Genomic DNA, 18,525 nt, shown 5'->3' on the forward strand with positions numbered 1-18,525 from the left:
CGAAATAGCCAATTCCCCCCAGCCCCAGTGGTGAACACATAACCCAGGCAACCCCCAGTTCCCTGTAGGAGTGAGCCTGCTCGCGAAAGCGGTCTGCCAGCCACCATCATTTCAACAGACCCACCGCCATCGCCAGCAGGCTGGCTCCCACAGTTTTTCAGCCGAGCAATTCGCGCAGCCGATACCAGAACATCCCCAGTGCCAGCAGCGGCGAGCGCAGTGCCGGGCCGCCGGGGAAGGTCATGTGCGGCACGCGGCTGAACACGTCGAGGCCTTGGCTGTGTCCGGCGTGGATCGCCTCGCCGAGCAGTTTTGCGCACCAGTGCGTGACGTTGAGGCCATGCCCGGAATAACCCTGCGCATAAAACACGTTCGGCTGCTGCTTGAGGCGGCCCACCTGCGGGAAGCGATTGGCGGTGATGCCGATCTTGCCGCCCCACTGATAATCGATGCGCACATCGGCCAGTTGCGGAAACACCTTGAGCATTTTCGGCCGCATGTACGCGCCTATGTCCGCCGGATCACGCCCGGAATAGTGACAAGCGCCGCCAAACAGCAAGCGCCGGTCGGCCGAGAGCCGGTAGTAATCGAGGCCGACTTTCTGGTCGCACAGCGCCAGGTTCTGCGGGATCAACTGCGTAGCGCGTGCGGCGGACAACGGCTCGGTGGCGATGATGTAGCTGCCCGCCGGCAGCACCTTGCCGCTCAGCTGCTGTTCGAGCTCATCGAGATGTGCATTGCAACCGAGCACCAGACTGCCGGCGCGCACCGTGCCGCCCGCGCAGCGCACCTTCACGGTGGGGCCATGGACGATTTCCAGCACAGGGCTTTGCTCATAAATACGCACACCCAACGCGGCCGCCAGCCGAGCCTCGCCCTGCACCAGATCCAGCGGATGCAGATGCCCGGAACCCATGTCGACCAGGCCACCAGCGTAACCTTCGGCGTTGACCACTTGCTGACGGACCTGCTCAGGGCCGACCAGACGGGTTTCATGGGCATAGCCGAGTTTGCCAAGTTCAGCCTGTTCCGTCTGGAACGCAGCAAACTGCGCACGGGTATTGGCCAGTTCACAGAAGCCCCAGCGCAAATCGCAGTCGATCTGATGATCAGCGATACGTCGGCGCACCAGCTCCACCGAATCGATCCCGGCGCGCTGCAAATACGTCACGCCTTCCTCGCCGACGTACTTGGCGAAGCCCGAAACGTCATGGCCGATGCCCCGAATCAACTGACCGCCATTGCGCCCGCTGGCGCCCCAGCCGATTCGCCGCGCCTCGAGCAAGATCACCGACAGCCCGCGCTGCGCCAGTTCAATCGCCGTGTTGACCCCGGTGAAACCGCCGCCGATCACGCAGACGTCAGCGCTCAGATCTCCTTCGAGAACCGGGTAATCAGTACTCGCTCGCGCCGATGCCGCGTAATAGGAGCGCGCGTGTTCCTGGGTGTACTGATTCATTTGTTCGACTTCACTTTGCTCCACGAGCGGGTCATCAGCCGCATGATCGCCTGCGGTGGCGTCGAGGAAATGTAGAGCTTGTCGAGCACCGCTTGCGGCGGATAAACCTCGGGGTTGTTGACCAGTTCCTGGTCCATGAACGGCTTGGCGGCCGGGTTCGGGTTGGCGTAACCGACCGCGGCGCTGACCTTGGCGATCACCTGCGGATCGAGCAGGTAATTAATGAAGGCGTGGGCTTGCTTGGCGTTACTGGCGTCGGCCGGAATCGCGAGCAGGTCGAACCACAGGTTCGAGCCTTCCTTGGGAATGGCATAAGCGATGTTCACGCCGTTCCTGGCTTCCTTGGCGCGGTTGGCCGCCTGGAACACATCGCCGGAATAACCGAACGCCACGCAGATATCACCGTTGGCCAGGTCGGAAACGTATTTCGAGGAATGGAAGTAGGTGATGTAGGGGCGAATGCTCAGCAGCTTGGCTTCGGCCTTTTTATAGTCTTCGGGGTTTTCGCTGCGTGGGTCCATGCCCATGTAATTGAGCACGGCGGGGAACACCTCGTCGGCGGAATCCATCATCGACACGCCGCAAGTACTGAGTTTTTTCAGGTTTTCCGGTTCGAACAACACCGCCCAGGAATCGATATGGTCGATGCCCAGCACTTGCTTGACCTTGTCGACGTTGTAGCCGATGCCGTTGGTGCCCCAGAGGTAGGGGACCGAATGGGCGTTGCCCGGATCGTTTTTCTCCAGCAACTCGAGCAGTTTCGGGTCGAGGTTTTTCCAGTTCGGCAGTTGCGAGCGATCCAGTTTGAGGAACGCCCCGGCCTTTACCTGGCGTGCGAGGAAATGGTTCGACGGCACCACCACGTCGTAGCCGGTGCGTCCGGCGAGCAGCTTGCCTTCGAGGGTTTCGTTGGAATCGAACACGTCGTAGATGACTTTGATCCCGGTCTGACTCTGGAAGTCGGCGAGAGTGGTTTCACCGATGTAGTCAGTCCAGTTGTAGACGCTGACCTGGGGCTGGGCTTGCGCCACGGCGCTGAACACCACGCTCAGTGCAACCGGGAGTACGGATTTCAACAGACGCATATCGACACCTCTTCAAATTGTTGGATTTCTTGGGCGTTACACGATTCATGTGTGAGTGTTGTCAGGTCTCAGGTACACCGCCAATGTAGGAGCCAGCCTGGTGGCGATAGCGGTGTTTCAGACGACATTGGTGTTGGATGTGCCGGCGCCATCGCGAGCAGGCTCACTCCTACAGGGTTTTGGGGTGTTAGCGGGTTTTGTGTACACCTCCTTTTCAGTGTGGGAGCCAGCCTGCTGGCGATAGCGGTGTTTCAGACGACATTGATGTTGGATGTGCCGACACCATCGCGAGCAGGCTCACTCCTACAAGGAGTGTGCAGATTTGGGTCAGACGCTCAGCAGCAGGAACTCGCGTTCCCACGAGCTGATCACGCGCTTGAAGTTTTCGTGTTCGGCGCGTTTTACCGCGACGTAGCCACGCACGAACTTGGCGCCCAGGTATTGGGCTACGGTGGCGCATTCTTCCATCTGGGTCAGCGCTTCTTCGATGGTGATCGGCAGGCGCAGGTTGCGGCGCTCGTAAGCCCGGCCCTCGACGGCGGCGCTCGGCTCGACCTTCTCGACCATGCCCAGGTATCCGCAGAGCAGGCTTGCGGCAATCGCCAGATACGGGTTGGCATCGGCGCCGGGCAGGCGGTTTTCCACGCGCATCGATTCAGGTCCCGAGGTCGGCACGCGCAAGCCAACGGTGCGGTTCTCTTCACCCCATTCAACGTTGACCGGCGCCGAGGTATCGGGCAGGAAGCGGCGGAACGAGTTCACGTTGGGCGCGAACATTGGCAGCACTTTCGGGATGTACTTCTGCAAACCACCGATGTGCTGGCGGAACAGCTCGCTCATGCTGCCGTCGGCGTTGGCGAAAATCGGCTGGCCAGTGGCGATGTCGACCACACTCTGGTGCAAGTGCATGGCGCTGCCGGGCTCGTCGCCGATCGGCTTGGCCATGAACGTCGCGGTGACGTTGTGCTTGAGCGCCGCTTCGCGCAGGGTGCGTTTGAACACGGTGATCTGGTCGGCCAGGTCCAGCGCGTCGCCGTGGCGAAAGTTGATTTCCATCTGCGCCGGGCCGTCTTCGTGGATCAGCGTGTCGAGGTCCAGACCTTGCAGTTCGCACCAGTCGTAGACGTCCTCGAACAGCGGGTCGAATTCGTTGGCGGCATCGATGGAAAACGACTGCCGGCCACTTTCCGCACGACCGGAGCGGCCCAGCGGTGCCTTGAGTGGCAGGTCCGGGTCTTCACAGCGCTGGGTCAGGTAGAACTCCATTTCCGGCGCGACAATCGGCTTCCAGCCCTTGTCGGTGTACAGCTGCAGGACTTTCTTCAGCACGTTGCGCGGCGACAGTTCGATCGGATTGCCGAACTTGTCGAAGGTGTCATGGATAACGATCGCGGTCGGCTCGATTGCCCACGGGATCACATACACAGCGTCGGACACCGGCTTGCAGACCATGTCGATATCGGCCGGGTCGAGCAGGTCGTAGTAGATGTCGTCATCGACAAAATCCCCGGTTACCGTTTGCAGCAGCACACTTTCCGGCAGGCGCATGCCGCGCTCATGCAGGAACTTGTTGGTCGGTGCGATCTTGCCGCGGGCGATGCCGGTCAGGTCGCTGACCACGCATTCGACTTCGGTAATCTTGTGATCTTTCAGCCACGTGAACAGCTGATCGAAAGGGGCATTCATAGAGACCTCGTTATTGGTTTTGTAGACGCCGGGGAGGGCGGGTTTCATCTTCCGCCCCTTCCCCTGTGGCGCGTTGGCGTCTATCTTGGGCGCGGCTGGTGAATCCATCTATCCACTTTAAGCAGCACCCAAGCGCACCAAAAGAGTGCGCAAGGTCACCTCATGACAACGTGCAATCCGCTTCAGGTTCAAGCCTTCAACACCGCCGATGTGGCCGAGCAAGTGCGCGCCACACCGGGCTGGGTCCAGCATTACCAGCAGATGTCGCCGGGGCATTTCGCCGGGCAGATCCGCTATCTCGATCTGCAGGGCGTCGAGGTCTACGAAGAGCAGATGAATACCCGGGTCGAGCAGAATTTCAGCGCGCCGTCCGGTGCGCTGGCGTTCTGTTTCGATCGCAGCGACAACGCGCTCTACCTGCTCAACGAAGAGAGCCGCAACATCTGGATCACCCCGGAGAATTACCAGGAAATCGCCGTGGTGTTCGGCCCGGCATTCGTCCGTGAACATGGGCTGGATGTGGCGAAATTCGACGGGCTGTTCATGGCGCCGCTCACCTGCGGACAGAACGCCTTGTTCAGTCGCTGGTTAAGCTCGACCCTCACGAAGTTGTCGCAAGCCATTGATATGGAAAGCAAGGAGGCGCTGACTCAACAGCTACTTGAAGACTGTCTGTTCATTCTCGACAACGCGCAGGCGCGCCTTGATCGAAGCGGCCTGCAACGGCGTGGCGAAGAACGGATGATCATGAAACGCGTGGGGGAGTGGGCGGCTGATTCGCCGGAAGATGCGCTCAATCTGCTCGAGTTGGCGCAGGTGGCGGGGGTATCGCTACGGCAATTGCAACAGGCCTTCAAGGCCTACACGGGGATGACGCCAAGCCACTGGTTACGCTTGCGTCGGTTGAACAGCGCGCACCGCGAACTGCTCAGGCGCCGACCGACGGAAACCACCGTGGCCGAAGTGGCGATGCACTGGTCGTTTTGGCATCTGGGGCGTTTTTCCAGCAGCTATCGGGCGCTGTTCAAAGAGCTGCCGAGCGAGACGCTCAAGCGCGGCTGATGCTGGGCGAGCTAGTCGGCCCTGACCAGTTTGAAGGAAATCGACAGCGACTTTTTTATCGATTGCGCCATCGGTTTCTCGATCTGATCGTGAATCAACCACGACACACCGATCATGAACGCTACCGTGCCCCAGAGCAGCACGTGCGGATCGATCGCCGGGTAGGCGATGTTGAAGATCATGAAGCCGATCATCTGATGCAGCAGGTACAGCGGATAGGTCAGCACGCCCAGCGCGGTCCAGTTCCAGCGTTGCAGAGCGGACATGCGGTTGGTCGCGATCAACAGGAAAATCACGAAGAACAGCACCACCACGGCGCAGATGATCAGCGGGTCGTAGTCGGTAGCGTATTTGCTTTCAATCGATGCTGCCCACACCACCGCCGTGAAAATCGCCAGCGCCAACGCCCCCGCCAGCAGCAGAATCCGCAGCGGTGTGAAGCCCTTGGCCCAGACCAGATAAAACGTGGCCCCGGCGATGAACCACGCGGCGTAATCGGTGATCAGCATCGAGCGCAGCTTTTCGAATTGCAGGACTTCGGCGACGGCGGAGATCAGCAGCCAGACCACCATGCACGGCTCGATCCGGTCGATTTTCTTCAAGGCCAGCAACACGGAAATCATCAGGTAGAACTTGATCTCCACGAACAGCGACCAGTACACGCCGTCGATGGGCTCGACATTGAGCATCTCGCTGAGAAAGGCCATGTTGACCACGTATTGATAAAAATCAGCGCTGAACCTGGGTTGGCCAACGGCGAGGGTCACCAGAAAAGTGATCGTGCAGCACACCCAGAAGGCCGGGCAAAGGCGCACCACGCGCGAAATGAAAAACACTTTGAGGTTGTTGCTCGAGGCGGTCATCAGAATCACGAAGCCGCTGATCATGAAAAACAGCTCGACCCCCAGATAGCCGTACTTGGCCGGCTCAGCCAGCAGCGGGTAGGGCATCGCCGACATATCGCCCTTGGCATAACCGCGAAACGCATAGTGAAAGAACACCACGGCCAGGGCCGCCAGAAAACGCAATAAATCCAGTTCCTTGAGCCGTCGATTGTTCATGTAGATGCGCTCCGGACTGATCAGCGCTGATCAAAAACTGACGACTCTGTCGAACACGGTTCGACCCAAGGCGCAAGCTGAAACAGCAGTGGCGGCTCATGGCGTGCTCCCGGCCTGGGACAGCGATGCACGGCGTTGCCACATCTTGATGTAGTCGACTTCGAACGTTGAGGGGAGGTCAGCATCGTCGACCACGCCAAACCATGACCACATGGCCTCGCTGTCGAAGACAATTTCCATCGGGAAGAAGAAGTGTTTGTTGCGCGATTCGCGCACCAGCACGCCATCGACATACCAGCGCAGCGTGTCGGGCTGCCAGTCGAAGCCGTAGACATGGAAGTCATCGGCCAGCCGCCATGGGCTGACCCAGATGCTGCCATCGGCGATGTGCTCGGTGCTTTGCGGCGTGGCCCAGAGGTGGGCGTTCATGTGGTAGGAGCGGTCCAGTTTGCCATCCTTGGTCTTGCCGGCGATTTCGAAAATGTCGATTTCGGTGGCGTTGTCGGCCATGCCCGTCCAGGCCAGCCAGAAGGCGCTGGAACCGGCGGAATTCATCGGTTTCGCCCGCGCTTCGTAATAGCCGAACAAACCCTTCTCAAGGGTGCGGACCATGGCAGAGGTGTAGTCCTTGAAACCGAGTTTCACGTATTTTTCCGGCAAGGTTTCCTTGCGAAAGACGATGTTCAGGTTGCCGTTGCTGACGCTGGCGTTTTTCTCGGTGTACAGCGCCGGTTTGCGGCCGAGCGATTCGTTGCCGACGCCGTGGTTGACGTGCCAGCGTGTGCGATCGAGGGTGCTGCCATTGAACTCGTCGGACAGCTTGTCGTTGAGCACCCACTGCCCGCTGTTGGCCTGATCGGACAGCGGCAGGTTGCTGTTGGTCCGGTTCGGTACAGCGCCGAGCGGGCCGACCCGGGTCCAGGTATCAGCGATCGGCGGGACCGCCACGGTCCAGCGGTCTGCGAGGTACTGAAAGGCTTGCTGGCGGTCGGCGAGCGAGGCAAACGCACGGTCATAGACCAGCACTTCGGCAATGTCGCCGCGAAAGTTATCCGCCGTGCCAACGGCGTTGCGACCGATGCCATACGGCCCGATCGGTACGTCGTAAAGCTCCAGCACGGAAACGCTGGTTGCGTACGCCGCAGTGTCGCGCAGGCTGATGGCGAAATTCGGCAGGACGTTATCGTTGTTGGCGGTTTGCGGGCGCGAGCTGAACAAGCGTTGCCAAGGATCGGTCCCGGCTTGTTCTGCCGTACGCCGCGACACCACCAACACCGTCACCGGACCTTTGGCGCTACGGATGGCTTTGCCGAGCAAACCCGACACGCCGTTGAAGCGCACCACCGCACGACCGTTCACCGCGTCCGGCAGCCACTGTGGCGCCGCGCCGGGATTGTCGGCGCTGGCATCAAGGCCGCTGGCGGATTTGTCTTTCCAGCGCAGCACGCGGTTCTGCTCATCGAGCTGCACGCTTTGCGCATCCGCCGCGTCCAGCCACAGCACCAGCCCGGCGGCGGGAACACCGGGCGGTGCTGGCGCGGCGTTGCCGGCCAGGGCAAACCCCAGCAGCCAGAGAAACAGCACGCCATGAAGTTTCATCGGGCCACACTCAGCGCGGGGATCTTGAAGGAAGACTGATAGCCCTGCGGATTGCATGACTGCCAGCGCCAGGCATCGACAATCATCTGTTGCAGGTCGCGTTGCGCGGTCCAGCCCAATTCCCGCCCGGCCTTGCCCGGGTCGGCAAACATTTTGGCAACGTCACCTGCACGGCGCGGGGCAAAGCGATAGGGGATGGCGATGCCGGTGATGTCTTCGAAACTCTGAATGATCTGCAGCACGCTGTAACCGACGCCGGTGCCGAGATTCCACACGTCGACGCCGTTGGTTTGCTGCAACTTCAACAACGCCTTGAGATGGCCGATGGCGAGATCGACGACATGAATGTAGTCGCGCACGCAGGTGCCGTCGACGGTTGGATAATCGCTGCCGAACACCGTCAGTTCAGGTATCCGGCCAATCGCGACCTGGGTCAGGCAGGGCAACAGGTTGTTCGGCCGGCCGCTGGGATCTTCGCCGATCATCCCGCTTTCATGGGCACCGATCGGATTGAAATAGCGCAGCAAGGCGATGCTCCAGCGTGGATCGGAGTGGCACAGATCGGTCAGCAGCTCCTCGATCATCAGTTTGCTCCGGCCGTAGGGATTGACCGGTTTGCCGGTGCCGAAGTCTTCGCGAATGGGCGTGCTCGCCGGATCGCCGTACACCGTGGCCGAAGAGCTGAAGACCAGTTTGAACACCTCGTTGCGCGCCATCGCCCGGCACAGTTCCAGCGTGCCGGCCACATTGTTGGCGTAATAGTCCAACGGGTTGCTCACGCTTTCGGCCACCGATTTGAGGCTGGCGAAATGCACCACGGCGTCGATGTCGTAGCGGCCGAAGATGTTGTCGAGCAAGTGCGCATCGCGAATATCGCCCCTGATGAAATCCACCCGGCTCAGGGTCAACTGCTCCAGACGCTTGATGCACTCGCGACTGCTGTTGCACAGGTTGTCGAGGACCAGCACGTGACGTCCGGCATTGATCAGGGCCAAAGCGGTGTGCGAGCCGATGTAACCGGCGCCGCCAGTAATCAACGTAGTTTTACGCATGGAGGAACCTTCCTGTTTTCATGGACTGAATTCAGCGAGCGGTGAACACCGATTTGAATTCCTGAGGCCAGCGCGGGTGCAGGACGCTATACGCCACGGCATAGCTCAGCGCGCCAAGCGAGATGTCGCACAGCAGGTGCAGGTAGCCCTGAACGGCCAGGTGCGGCGACAGCGACAACACGGTTGCGACCATCACCAGCGAGGCCAGCACGCTGCGGTAGTTGGAATCGAAGAAGCGGCGCCAGTCGTAACCGACGGCGGTGTTGAGCCCGCGGATTTGTAGCGGCGTGATCAGCAGCATGCGCGCCAGAAGCGCCACCGCGGCGGCCATGCCGCCATAGGCGCTGCCGAAGACATACACCAACAGCAGCGCCAGCAACGTGGTCAGCACCTCGGCCTTGATCGTCAAATGGCTGCGGTTGACCGCGACCAGCGCGGTGGTGGCGTACATCGCCATGTTGCCGACGGCCGCCGTGCACGCCAGCACTTGCAGCAAAGGAATCGCCTCGGCCCACTTGGCGCCGAAGATCAGCAGGATCAGATCGCTGGCCGTCAGGGCGATGCCGAGGAACAGCGGCGTCAACAGAAAGCTGCTGACCACAGTCGAGTCGCCGATGATTCCGAGCAGGCGCAGCGGTTCGGCGCTGCGTCGTGAAAACGCCGGCAGCGCATAGCTCAGCAGGCCGTTGTAGATTGCCGTTCGCGGCAGGTCGATGATGCGCATGGCCATGTTGAACATGCCGACCGCATTCGCCCCGGCCGTCATCCCCAGCACCACGTTGACGCCGCGCTGCAGGGTCTGGGAACTCAGCGCATTGATCGCCACCGGAGTGCCGGCCTTGATCAGCTCACGCAGGAACGCACCGTCGATATAAAAGGCGATGCGCCGCGGATCTGCACGCATCAGCACGATGATCGAGACGAACTCCATGATCAGTGCCTGCGCGATCACCGCCCAGGCGCCTAAACCCCATAGCGCGACGGCAATGCCGGCGAAACCGCCGACAATCTTGCCCAGCAACGTGCGCGAGGCGAGCATCTTGAAGTTGCCGCTGCGGCGCATTTGCGCCACGTAGACACGCGCCATCATGGTGAACAGGATCTTCACCGAGGCCAGCGCGGTCATCCAGCGCAGCACCGGGTCGGTCGTATAGAACATCACCGCCACGCAGATCAGCACAATCGATGCGAGGCTGACCAGCACCGCCGCCCAGAACGCCGTCGAGATGTGTTTGTCTTCCAGCCGCTCCAGGCGGACCAGCGGGTCTTCCAGCACCGAGGAGTAAATCAGCCCGACCAGCTCGACGATGGCAATGATGATCGTGCCCACACCCAGCTCGGCCGGCGACAGCAGGCGCGCGTAGGCGACGAAGGTGATCATCGACAGCAGGATCAGGCCGAATTTTTCGGTGAAGATCCAGCCGAGGGTGACGAGGCGGTGATTGGCCATGGCGGTTACCGGATCATTGAGCGGCGGTTGATGCCGGTGCCTTGAACCCGGTGCGGGCGAGGGCGTAGAGACAGCGCAAGGTCGGTTTGCCGTGATCGAAGATCAGCGTCTGCCAGGAGTATTCGAACATCCGCCGGTACACATCGAGCACCTCGGCATGATCGCCACGCCGGGAAAACGTGTTGAGAAAATCGGTGTGATTGCCCAGCACAAAATCGATGTGCTGCTGCTTGCTCAGCTGGGCGCCATAGCGCTCGAGGTACACGTCGATGAACTTCATCTTGTTCTGGTAGTGCTTTTTCGGTTGCGCGGTCATGTTGCCGTCGTTGACCGTGCGTTCGAGCAGTACCTGCGGCACCGTGTGGATTTCCCAGTGCTCGGCGATGCGCGTCCACATGAACCGGTCTTCGCAATAACGCAGGCCGGCATCGAAGCCGCCGAGTTGCAGCATCACGTCGCGTTTGACCAGTGCGGCCGACACGCCATTGAGCACGTTGGCGTGGACGAAGTCGTAGAAGTGCATGCCGCTCTTGCGCACGGCGTCCAGTTGGCGCTTGCCGTTGCTGTAATTGACCTGGGTGTAGCAATCGATCAGGCCGACCGGGCGGCCCTGCTGTTCAAGTTCGTCGTACAGCGCCAGTTGCAGCTCAAGTTTTTGCGGACGCCACTGGTCATCGGCATCGAGCATCGCCACGAAGGTTTCCTGACTGTGGTGCAGACCGGTATTGCGCGCACTGGCCTGGCCGGCGTTGGCCTGCTGCAACAGGGTCAGGCGAAACGGCGCGGCGAAGTCCCGGACCCGTTGCGGCCCGTCATCGGTGGAGCCATCGTCGATGACAATGACGTGATCGGGCAGACGCGTCTGCTCGGCCAGCGAGGTCAGCGTCTGCTCGATGCTGTCGACGCCGTTGTACATCGGGATCAGAACACAAACGGTATGCGGGGATTGGTTTGTCACGGCAGCTTCTCCTTGGGTTACGCCTTGGCGGAATCAGGCGCAAATGCCCGGCCAGCCTGACGCTGGCGCGGGTTTGCCGGTTTGAACGCGGGGAGCATCACCAGCTGATGCCGGAAGGACAGGGCGAGGGTGCAGAACACCAGGAATTCGGCGGAGCGATAGTTGGGAATCACGTACGCCACGTAGTTGGTCACGGCGAACAGGCCGATGATCACCAGCGCACTGGCACGCAGTTGCGCCGTGTGGTTGGCGGTCACGGCGCGGTACTGTTTGAGCAGCGCTTCGCCGAACAGCAGAATCAATGCGCTCAACTGGATCACACCGCCGTTGAGCAGGGTTTCCATGTAGCCGCTGTGGGCGTTGCCGATATAGCCCCAACGGGTGATGAACGCATCGGCATCGGGACTGGCCCAGAAAGCGCCGAAGCCATAGCCCTTGAGCCATTCCTGCTCGACGAAGGGTGAAAGCAGTTCCCAGATCAGCGTGCGGTCGGTCAGCGATGGGTCGCGGCCAGCGATTTCGAGCAGCCAGGCGACGTGGTTGTAGAGCAACAGACCCGCCAGCAGAAACAGCACCGTGCTGGCGAAAAACAGTCCCTGCGAGCGGTGGATGCGCAGGCGGATCAGGGTCAGGAAATACCAGTAGCTCACCGTGCCGAACACCACCAGCGCGACGCCGGTCGCCGACTGCGCGAGCAGAATCGCTACCAGCGAACACAGCGCGCAGAACAGCGCGCGGCGATTGCCCTGGCGGATCATCGGCAGCAATAACAGAATGGCCACAGCGTTAAGCCGCGCGCCGGCGTTCTTTTCGGCAAAAATCCCCTTGAAGGCGCCGTCGCGGATGCCCCCGGAGAGGAACGCGACGTCAGGCATGAGCACCGCCAGTATCAGCCCGATGAACGCCGCGGCGCCGATCGCACAGCCGAGCATGAACACGATCTTTTCCAGCGGGTAGTTCCAGGCAATGAAGCCGGCGAAAAACACCACGCCGAGCATAGCGATCACCCGTTTCAGGCTGAGCATCGGGTCATGGGACCAGCCGATCGAGGCGATCACACAGAGCAGGAACAGCAGCAGAAAGAAGTTGCTGCGGTAGAAGGTTTTGCTCAGGAACACCTTGTTGCGGATGAAGAAAAACAACGGCACCAACAGCGTCACCAGTCCGCAGACCTGATTGGCGACGCTGCCTTCGAGGTCCTTGTCGACGTCGCCGAAGTTGAACCCGCCACCGAGGCCGAGGATGAAGGTGATCACCTGGATGTAAAACAGCACGCCGAAGAGGGCGAAGCCGTCGCGCAAGGTTGAATATCGGATCGTCAGGGTGCTCATGATGCGGCGCTCCCAAGCATCGCCGTGAGATAGGTCTGCAACGCGCGGGTATTGGCGAACCGGGCCGCCGCCTCAAGCCGGGTATGCCGCTTGAAGTGGCGCGGTGTGTTGAGTTGCAGAACGATTGCCTGCGCCAGGGCGGGCGCGTCATCGACCTCGACCAGCGGCGCCACCAGACCATTGATAAGAATTTCTGCCGGGCCGTGGGGGCAGCGAGTCGCGACCACCGGCGTGCCCGTGGCCAAGGCCTCGACCAGCGCATTCGGGCTGCCTTCGAAGCGTGACGACAGGACAAAACAATCGGCGGCGGCCACTTCTGCCAGCGGATCGGCGGTGTAACCCGGCAGATCGACACGCTCGGCAACGCCCAGCTCGCGGGCCTGTTCAAGCAACTGCTCGCGCAGCGCACCCTCGCCAAAGATGATCAGACGCACGTTGGTATCGGGTAGCGCGGCCAACGCGCTGATCAGGGTGTCGAAGCCTTTTTGCCGGGCCAGACGGCCCACGGCAACGATTACCGCACCGGACTTTTCCAGCAGCCAGCGGTGGCTGGGGCGGCCCGGGCGCTTTTTGTAGAAGTCGTCGTCGAGCACCGGATTGTCGGCAGTGGTCACGTCCTGGCGGCGGGCGATGGTGGTATCGACCAGATCCTGAGCAACGCCTTTCGACACGCAGATCACCGGGTTGGGAATCAGCCGATACAGCAGCGGCGCCGCGCTGTAGGCGAGCCGCACCATGAAGGCCGGATTGACGTGTTTATCGTGGGAAAACGCATTGCGTTCGCTGACGTGCAGGCGTGCCAGCGTGCCGGACAACAGCGCGGCGGCGATGGCCACGACGTTGACGTGGGTCAGCGCCGCCAATTGCGCATCGAAGCGATTGGCGCGCAGGAACCGCGCCAGTGCTGGAATCGCGCGAACGCTGCGCGGGCTGTGCAATTCGACAGTCTTGACGCGTGGATCGAGGTACTTCGCGTTGATGCCGCCCCCGGTAAGCAGGAGCAAAGTCACGTCGTTACCCGCATCGACCAGCGCACCGGCCAGGCGCGTCATCATTTTTTCGGCGCCGCCGGCGCTGAGGTCGTGGAGGATGATCAGGAATTTTTTCATTGATTCCATACCTGGTAATACGCCTGAGCCGCGTGCTGGCTGGTGTAAGGACGCAGCGCTTCGTTCAGGGTCTGTTCGTGGGGCATTGCGTCATCGCGCGAGGCCAGGCTTTGCAGCATTCCCTCAGCCAGTGCCGGCACGTCGTTGACCTTGACCAGCAGGCCGAGCTGGCCGTTGTCCAGCAGTTCTCGGGGGCCGGTTTCGCAGTCGCTGGCCAGCACCGGCGTGCCCAGGGCCAGCGCTTCGATCAGCACGGTCGGCATGCCTTCGTGGGTGGAGCTGAGAATGAACAGCCGCGCGTTTCTGAGCAGCGGATAGGGGTTGCTCAGGTAACCGGTGAAGTGCACCCGTCGTGCGATACCCAGGCGTTGCGCCTGCGCTTTGAGTGCATCGCGCATCGGCCCGTCGCCGGCAATGACCAGGTCCGGCAGCGTGCGCTGTTGCAAGGCCAGGGCGTAGGCGTCGAGCAACAGATCAAAGCCTTTCTGCTGCGTGAGTCGTCCCAGTCCCAACCAGTAAGCTTCGGGCAGCCCGGCGAGTAGTGGCGCCCGTGAGGCCTGGAACAGTTGTTCGGTGATCACCGCGTTCGGGCAAAAGCTGATGCGCTTTCGGCCCCACGGCAACCCGCCGACCAGCGACTGGCGCAACGCCGTGGACACCGTGACCACTTTGCCGCTGCCGCACAGGTACAAGGCGTACAGCAGGCGCAGGCTCGAAGGGCCGGTTTTCTGCTCTTTGCAATCGAGGGCGATGTGTCGGCTGTAGATGACTTTGCAGGCACTGCCCAGCGTGGCGAACCAGGTGCAGACGTTGGCCTGCTCCTTGGCGGAAATCAGGTGGGTCACCTGCTCGTCACGAATCAGCCGGCGCAACAGCACGATCGAGCGGAGCAGGCCGGCGATGCCGTTGCCTCCGCCGCTGTGGTGGCGTTGATTGCCTTCGGTGTCCGGGGTTTCGCCGTTCATGACGAAGAAACTCACCCGCCGGCCATCCTTGAGAAACTGCTCGGACAGACGTTGCTGCACGCGTTCGACGCCGCCGCCGGATTTGAAATCCTTGAGAATGAACAGAATGTGCATGGTCACTCCCCGACACTGATGGCGACTTTGCGCCGTGCAAGCAAGGCCAGCAGGTGCAGGAAGTTGCTCGGGTAATCGATGAGGTAGCGTTTGATCGTGTGCGGCTCGCGATACATGCGATAGAACGCGCGCAAGTGCAGGCGATTGATCAGCGCCGGATAGTATTGCCGCGAGGCCAGCGCTTCCTGACGAATGAACCCGCCACAGGTGAAGGCAACGCCTTGAAAACCTGCGCGCAGCACGTCCTGTTCGAACTGTTCCTGAAGGCCGGCGCCGAGGCCGACAATCAGAATGTTCGCTTTGCTGCGGCAGATATCGGCGTGCAGCGCCTCGGCCTCGGCGGCGTTGAAATAGCCGTTGTGGTAGCCGGCGATGCTCAGCCGCGGATAGAGGGTCTGGATCTTGCGCATGAACAGCTCAAGTTCGCCTTGTCGGGCGCCGACGAAGTAAACCCGCTTGCCCAAACGCTCGGCACCGCCCAGTACCTGGTCGGCGATCGAGGTGAAGTCGAAGCTGACCCGGCCGATGGTTCTGCCGGTCACCCGCGACATGAATGACGACATCAGCATGCCGTCGCAAAAGTAGGTGATGGCGCCCGAGCGCTGCGCGAACACGCTGCTGATCGAAGCAAAGTTGATGAACGAATAGGCCTGGTTGGCCTCGAGCAATTGTGGCGAGTACTGCCCGACCAGTTCGAGTTTCAACATGGCGAGGCTCCCGTCAGATCACAGAGAGGGTCTGACGACCCACCGAGACGTAGGTGAAGCCGCGTTTGCTCAACCGTTGCGGATCGAACAGATTGCGCCCGTCAAAAATAAGCGGTTGCTTGAGCCGCGCGCTGAGGACGTCGAAGTCCGGGGCGCGAAACGCCTGCCACTCGGTGACGATGATCAGCGCGTCGGCATTTTTCAGTGCCGCTTCCTTGGTGCCGGTCAGGGTCAGGTCATCGCGCGAGCCATAAATGCGCTGCGCCTCTTCCATGGCTTTGGGGTCGAAGGCCTGCACGCTGGCGCCGGCGCGCCACAGGGCTTCCATCAGCACGCGGCTGGGTGCTTCGCGCATGTCGTCGGTGTTGGGCTTGAAGCTCAGCCCCCAGAGGGCAAAGGTCTTGCCGCTGAGGTGGCCGTCGAAGTGATTGAAAATCTTGCTGTAAAGCGTGGTTTTCTGTTCCTGGTTGCGCGCCTCGACGGCTTTGAGCACGCGGGCATCGAAGTCGACGCTGGTGGCGGCGTGGATCAGCGCCTTCACGTCTTTGGGGAAACACGAACCGCCGTAGCCCGGACCGGGGTAGATGAATTGGTAGCCGATGCGCGGATCGGAGCCGATGCCGTGGCGCACCTTTTCGATGTCGGCACCGAGGCTTTCGGCCAGGCAGGCCATTTCGTTCATGAAGCTGATCTTGGTCGCCAGCATGCAGTTGGCGGCGTACTTGGTCAGCTCGGCACTGCGCACGTCCATGACGAGGATTTTTTCGCGATTGCGATTGAACGGCTCATACAGTTCCCGCATGACTTCTTCGGCACGCGCACTGTCGGTGCCGATGATGATCCGGTCCGGGCGCATGCAGTCTTCGACGGCACAGCCTTCCTTGAGAAATTCCGGGTTGGAAACCACATCGAAGGTCAGATCGCTGCGCTCGTTGTCGGCCAGTACCTGCTCGATGTGGGCGCGCACCCGATCGCCAGTGCCGACCGGCACGGTGGATTTGTCGACGATGATCTGGTGCCGGTCCATGTTCAGCGCGATGGTGTGCGCCACGCTCAACACATATTGCAGATCCGCCGAACCGTCTTCGTCCGGCGGGGTGCCGACGGCGATCAGCAACACGTCGCCATGGTGCACGGCGTCCACCAGATCGGTGCCGAAGCGCAGCCGGCCGCTCTGATAGTTGTCACGCACCAGGCTTTTCAGGCCCGGCTCGTAGATCGGTAGAGTGCCTTCCTTCAAGGCCTCGACCCGGGCGACGTCGACATCGACGCAGAGCACACTGTGCCCGACCTCAGCCAGCGCAGCGCCTTGGACAAGGCCAACATAACCAATACCGAATACGCTCACATTCATGGTCAAACCTCAGGTCGTCATGACCGGTTATCAACGGGCGGGCAGGGGCAGGCAGCGGTGGGGCAGGGGTCAGTAGATGTTTTTCGAGAACAGCGTGAAGGGGGTCTTGAGGAGGATTTTCAGGTCGAGCCACAGCGACCATTGATTGATGTAATTGAGGTCCTGGGCGACGCGCAGCTGCATCTTTTCCAGCGTTTCGGTTTCGCCGCGATGGCCAGTGATTTGCGCCAGCCCGGTGATGCCCGGCTTGAGTCGATGGCGGGCCATGTAGGCGCGCACCTTGCCGGTGTAATAAATGTTGTGGGTGACCGCATGGGGGCGCGGACCGACCAGCGCCATCTGCCCAAACACGACATTGAACAGCTGCGGCAATTCGTCGATGGAACTGCGCCGCAGGAAGTGGCCGATCGGCGTGAGGCGGTTGTCGTTGCGGGTGGCCTGGCGCACTTCACGGTCGTCGTGAACGTGCATCGAACGAAACTTCCACACCTTGATCACTTCGCCGTTGCAGCCGTGGCGGTTCTGCTTGAACAGCACGGGGCCGGCGGAGGTCAGTTTGATCGCGGCCGCTACCGCCAACAGCAACGGGCTGAGCAGAACGATCGCCAGGGCGGCGAGGCTGCGCTCGAACAGGTCCTTGCACAACAGACTGGCCGGATGCGAGCTGATCAGGCTTTCGTTGAGGTAGATGGCCGGCATCCGCTCGATTTCCGAGATCGAATGGTTGAGCAGCACCATGCTGCCGAAATCCGGAATCCACACCACGTCGACATTGACGTCGAGCAGGTCGATGTACAGCGCTTCGATGGTGGCGGCATGGGCCATGTTCAGCACGATGTACACGCGGCGCACTTCAAGGCGCGCGATGATCTCGCGAATCGCATCGACGCGGCCCAGCAGCGGCAGAATGCTCGGTGCGGGGCCGCTGTCATCGGCGGCAGCGACAAAGCCCAGCACCAGTGCACGATTGGGCGTGGAGAGCTTTTTCGCCAGCTCATGCGCCGTCGGGCAGGTACCGATGATCACCGACCGGCGTTCGTTGCAGATCTTGCGCGAGTACAGCCGGGCCAGGTAATGCAGGGGCAGAAAACTCGCCGCCTGGACCACGAAACCCAGCACCGCCCAGAGGATGATCACCTGGCGCGAATAGATCGCGCTGGTCTGCGTGACGAAGGCAATCGCCGCCAGCACCGCCAGCAGAATCAACCAGCCGGCCAGCAGCCTGCCAAGCCCGACCACCAGGCCATAGCGTTTGTGATACACGCGCATCACGCTGTAGATCGGCACTGAGCCGAGCACAGCCAGGATAATCAGGATGCGATATTCGCTGGTCAGGTAGCCGACGCGCCAATACACCAGCAGCACCAGCAACGAGGTGGCTAGCAGCAGGGCGCACGACCATTGACCCCAGAAGGTCAGGCCGCGGCGTTGCGTCATATGAGCGGTATAGAGCGGAGTCATGGGCTTGACCTCAAGGCAGCAGTAATGCGTCAGCGCTGAGCGAGCAGACACGAGGTGTCTTCCCGCTGGCTT

The 18,525-nt window shown here is 61.2% G+C and carries 15 protein-coding genes; 1 reads left to right on the forward strand and 14 read right to left on the reverse strand.

The window, feature by feature from the left end; all coding sequences use genetic code 11:
* Nucleotides 1-157: 157 nt before the first annotated feature.
* From BLU24_RS15195 to BLU24_RS15205, 3 genes are all read right to left on the reverse strand, one after another.
* A complete protein-coding gene (locus BLU24_RS15195; protein ID WP_093101660.1) occupies nucleotides 158-1,459 on the reverse strand; it encodes an NAD(P)/FAD-dependent oxidoreductase in 1,302 nt (433 codons plus the stop codon).
* Nucleotides 1,456-2,544 carry a polyamine ABC transporter substrate-binding protein gene (locus tag BLU24_RS15200; RefSeq protein ID WP_093101664.1) on the reverse strand — a complete coding sequence of 363 codons (1,089 nt, stop codon included), beginning with the start codon at nucleotides 2,542-2,544 and terminating at the stop codon, nucleotides 1,456-1,458. Before BLU24_RS15200 ends, BLU24_RS15195 begins: the two co-directional genes overlap by 4 nt.
* Nucleotides 2,545-2,871: 327 nt before the next feature.
* The gene (locus BLU24_RS15205; RefSeq protein WP_093101667.1) at nucleotides 2,872-4,230 is read right to left on the reverse strand and encodes a glutamine synthetase family protein; all 1,359 of its coding nucleotides are present in this window, start codon (nucleotides 4,228-4,230) and stop codon (nucleotides 2,872-2,874) included.
* A 162-nt stretch (nucleotides 4,231-4,392) separates the two neighbouring features.
* Between BLU24_RS15205 and BLU24_RS15210 the strand changes: the two genes are divergently transcribed.
* Complete coding sequence (locus tag BLU24_RS15210; RefSeq protein ID WP_093101670.1) at nucleotides 4,393-5,292, forward strand: helix-turn-helix domain-containing protein; 900 nt, start codon at nucleotides 4,393-4,395, stop codon at nucleotides 5,290-5,292.
* An 11-nt stretch (nucleotides 5,293-5,303) separates the two neighbouring features.
* Here the strand turns inward: BLU24_RS15210 and BLU24_RS15215 are convergent, their stop codons facing one another.
* The 11 genes from BLU24_RS15215 to BLU24_RS15265 form a co-directional block, all read right to left on the reverse strand.
* Nucleotides 5,304-6,353: an acyltransferase family protein gene (locus tag BLU24_RS15215; protein ID WP_093101673.1), complete on the reverse strand. Its 1,050-nt coding sequence runs from the start codon at nucleotides 6,351-6,353 to the stop codon at nucleotides 5,304-5,306.
* 96 nt (nucleotides 6,354-6,449) lie between these two features.
* Nucleotides 6,450-7,952 carry a family 16 glycosylhydrolase gene (locus BLU24_RS15220; RefSeq protein WP_093101676.1) on the reverse strand — a complete coding sequence of 501 codons (1,503 nt, stop codon included), beginning with the start codon at nucleotides 7,950-7,952 and terminating at the stop codon, nucleotides 6,450-6,452.
* Nucleotides 7,949-9,004: a UDP-glucose 4-epimerase GalE gene (galE, locus tag BLU24_RS15225; RefSeq protein ID WP_090283399.1), complete on the reverse strand. Its 1,056-nt coding sequence runs from the start codon at nucleotides 9,002-9,004 to the stop codon at nucleotides 7,949-7,951. Before galE ends, BLU24_RS15220 begins: the two co-directional genes overlap by 4 nt.
* A gap of 31 nt (nucleotides 9,005-9,035) precedes the next feature.
* A complete protein-coding gene (locus tag BLU24_RS15230; RefSeq protein WP_093101679.1) occupies nucleotides 9,036-10,454 on the reverse strand; it encodes an oligosaccharide flippase family protein in 1,419 nt (472 codons plus the stop codon).
* Between the two features lie 13 nt (nucleotides 10,455-10,467).
* Nucleotides 10,468-11,412: a glycosyltransferase family 2 protein gene (locus BLU24_RS15235; protein WP_093101682.1), complete on the reverse strand. Its 945-nt coding sequence runs from the start codon at nucleotides 11,410-11,412 to the stop codon at nucleotides 10,468-10,470.
* A 17-nt stretch (nucleotides 11,413-11,429) separates the two neighbouring features.
* Nucleotides 11,430-12,743 (reverse strand): O-antigen ligase family protein, encoded by a 1,314-nt coding sequence (locus tag BLU24_RS15240; RefSeq protein ID WP_093101684.1) that lies wholly within the window; start codon nucleotides 12,741-12,743, stop codon nucleotides 11,430-11,432.
* Nucleotides 12,740-13,852, reverse strand: coding sequence for a glycosyltransferase (locus BLU24_RS15245; protein ID WP_093101685.1), 1,113 nt, complete (start codon nucleotides 13,850-13,852; stop codon nucleotides 12,740-12,742). Before BLU24_RS15245 ends, BLU24_RS15240 begins: the two co-directional genes overlap by 4 nt.
* A complete protein-coding gene (locus BLU24_RS15250) occupies nucleotides 13,849-14,931 on the reverse strand; it encodes a glycosyltransferase (protein ID WP_093101686.1) in 1,083 nt (360 codons plus the stop codon). The genes BLU24_RS15245 and BLU24_RS15250 overlap by 4 nt, the downstream gene beginning before the upstream one ends.
* 2 nt (nucleotides 14,932-14,933) lie before the next feature.
* Nucleotides 14,934-15,638, reverse strand: a complete 705-nt coding sequence (locus BLU24_RS15255) for a WecB/TagA/CpsF family glycosyltransferase (protein WP_093101687.1) — start codon at nucleotides 15,636-15,638, stop codon at nucleotides 14,934-14,936.
* A 13-nt stretch (nucleotides 15,639-15,651) separates the two neighbouring features.
* Nucleotides 15,652-16,992 (reverse strand): UDP-glucose dehydrogenase family protein, encoded by a 1,341-nt coding sequence (locus BLU24_RS15260; RefSeq protein WP_093101688.1) that lies wholly within the window; start codon nucleotides 16,990-16,992, stop codon nucleotides 15,652-15,654.
* Between the two features lie 69 nt (nucleotides 16,993-17,061).
* Complete coding sequence (locus BLU24_RS15265; protein WP_093101689.1) at nucleotides 17,062-18,453, reverse strand: undecaprenyl-phosphate glucose phosphotransferase; 1,392 nt, start codon at nucleotides 18,451-18,453, stop codon at nucleotides 17,062-17,064.
* Nucleotides 18,454-18,525: the final 72 nt, after the last annotated feature.

Source organism: Pseudomonas sp. Z003-0.4C(8344-21) (genome assembly GCF_900104975.1).
Lineage (GTDB): Bacteria > Pseudomonadota > Gammaproteobacteria > Pseudomonadales > Pseudomonadaceae > Aquipseudomonas > Aquipseudomonas granadensis.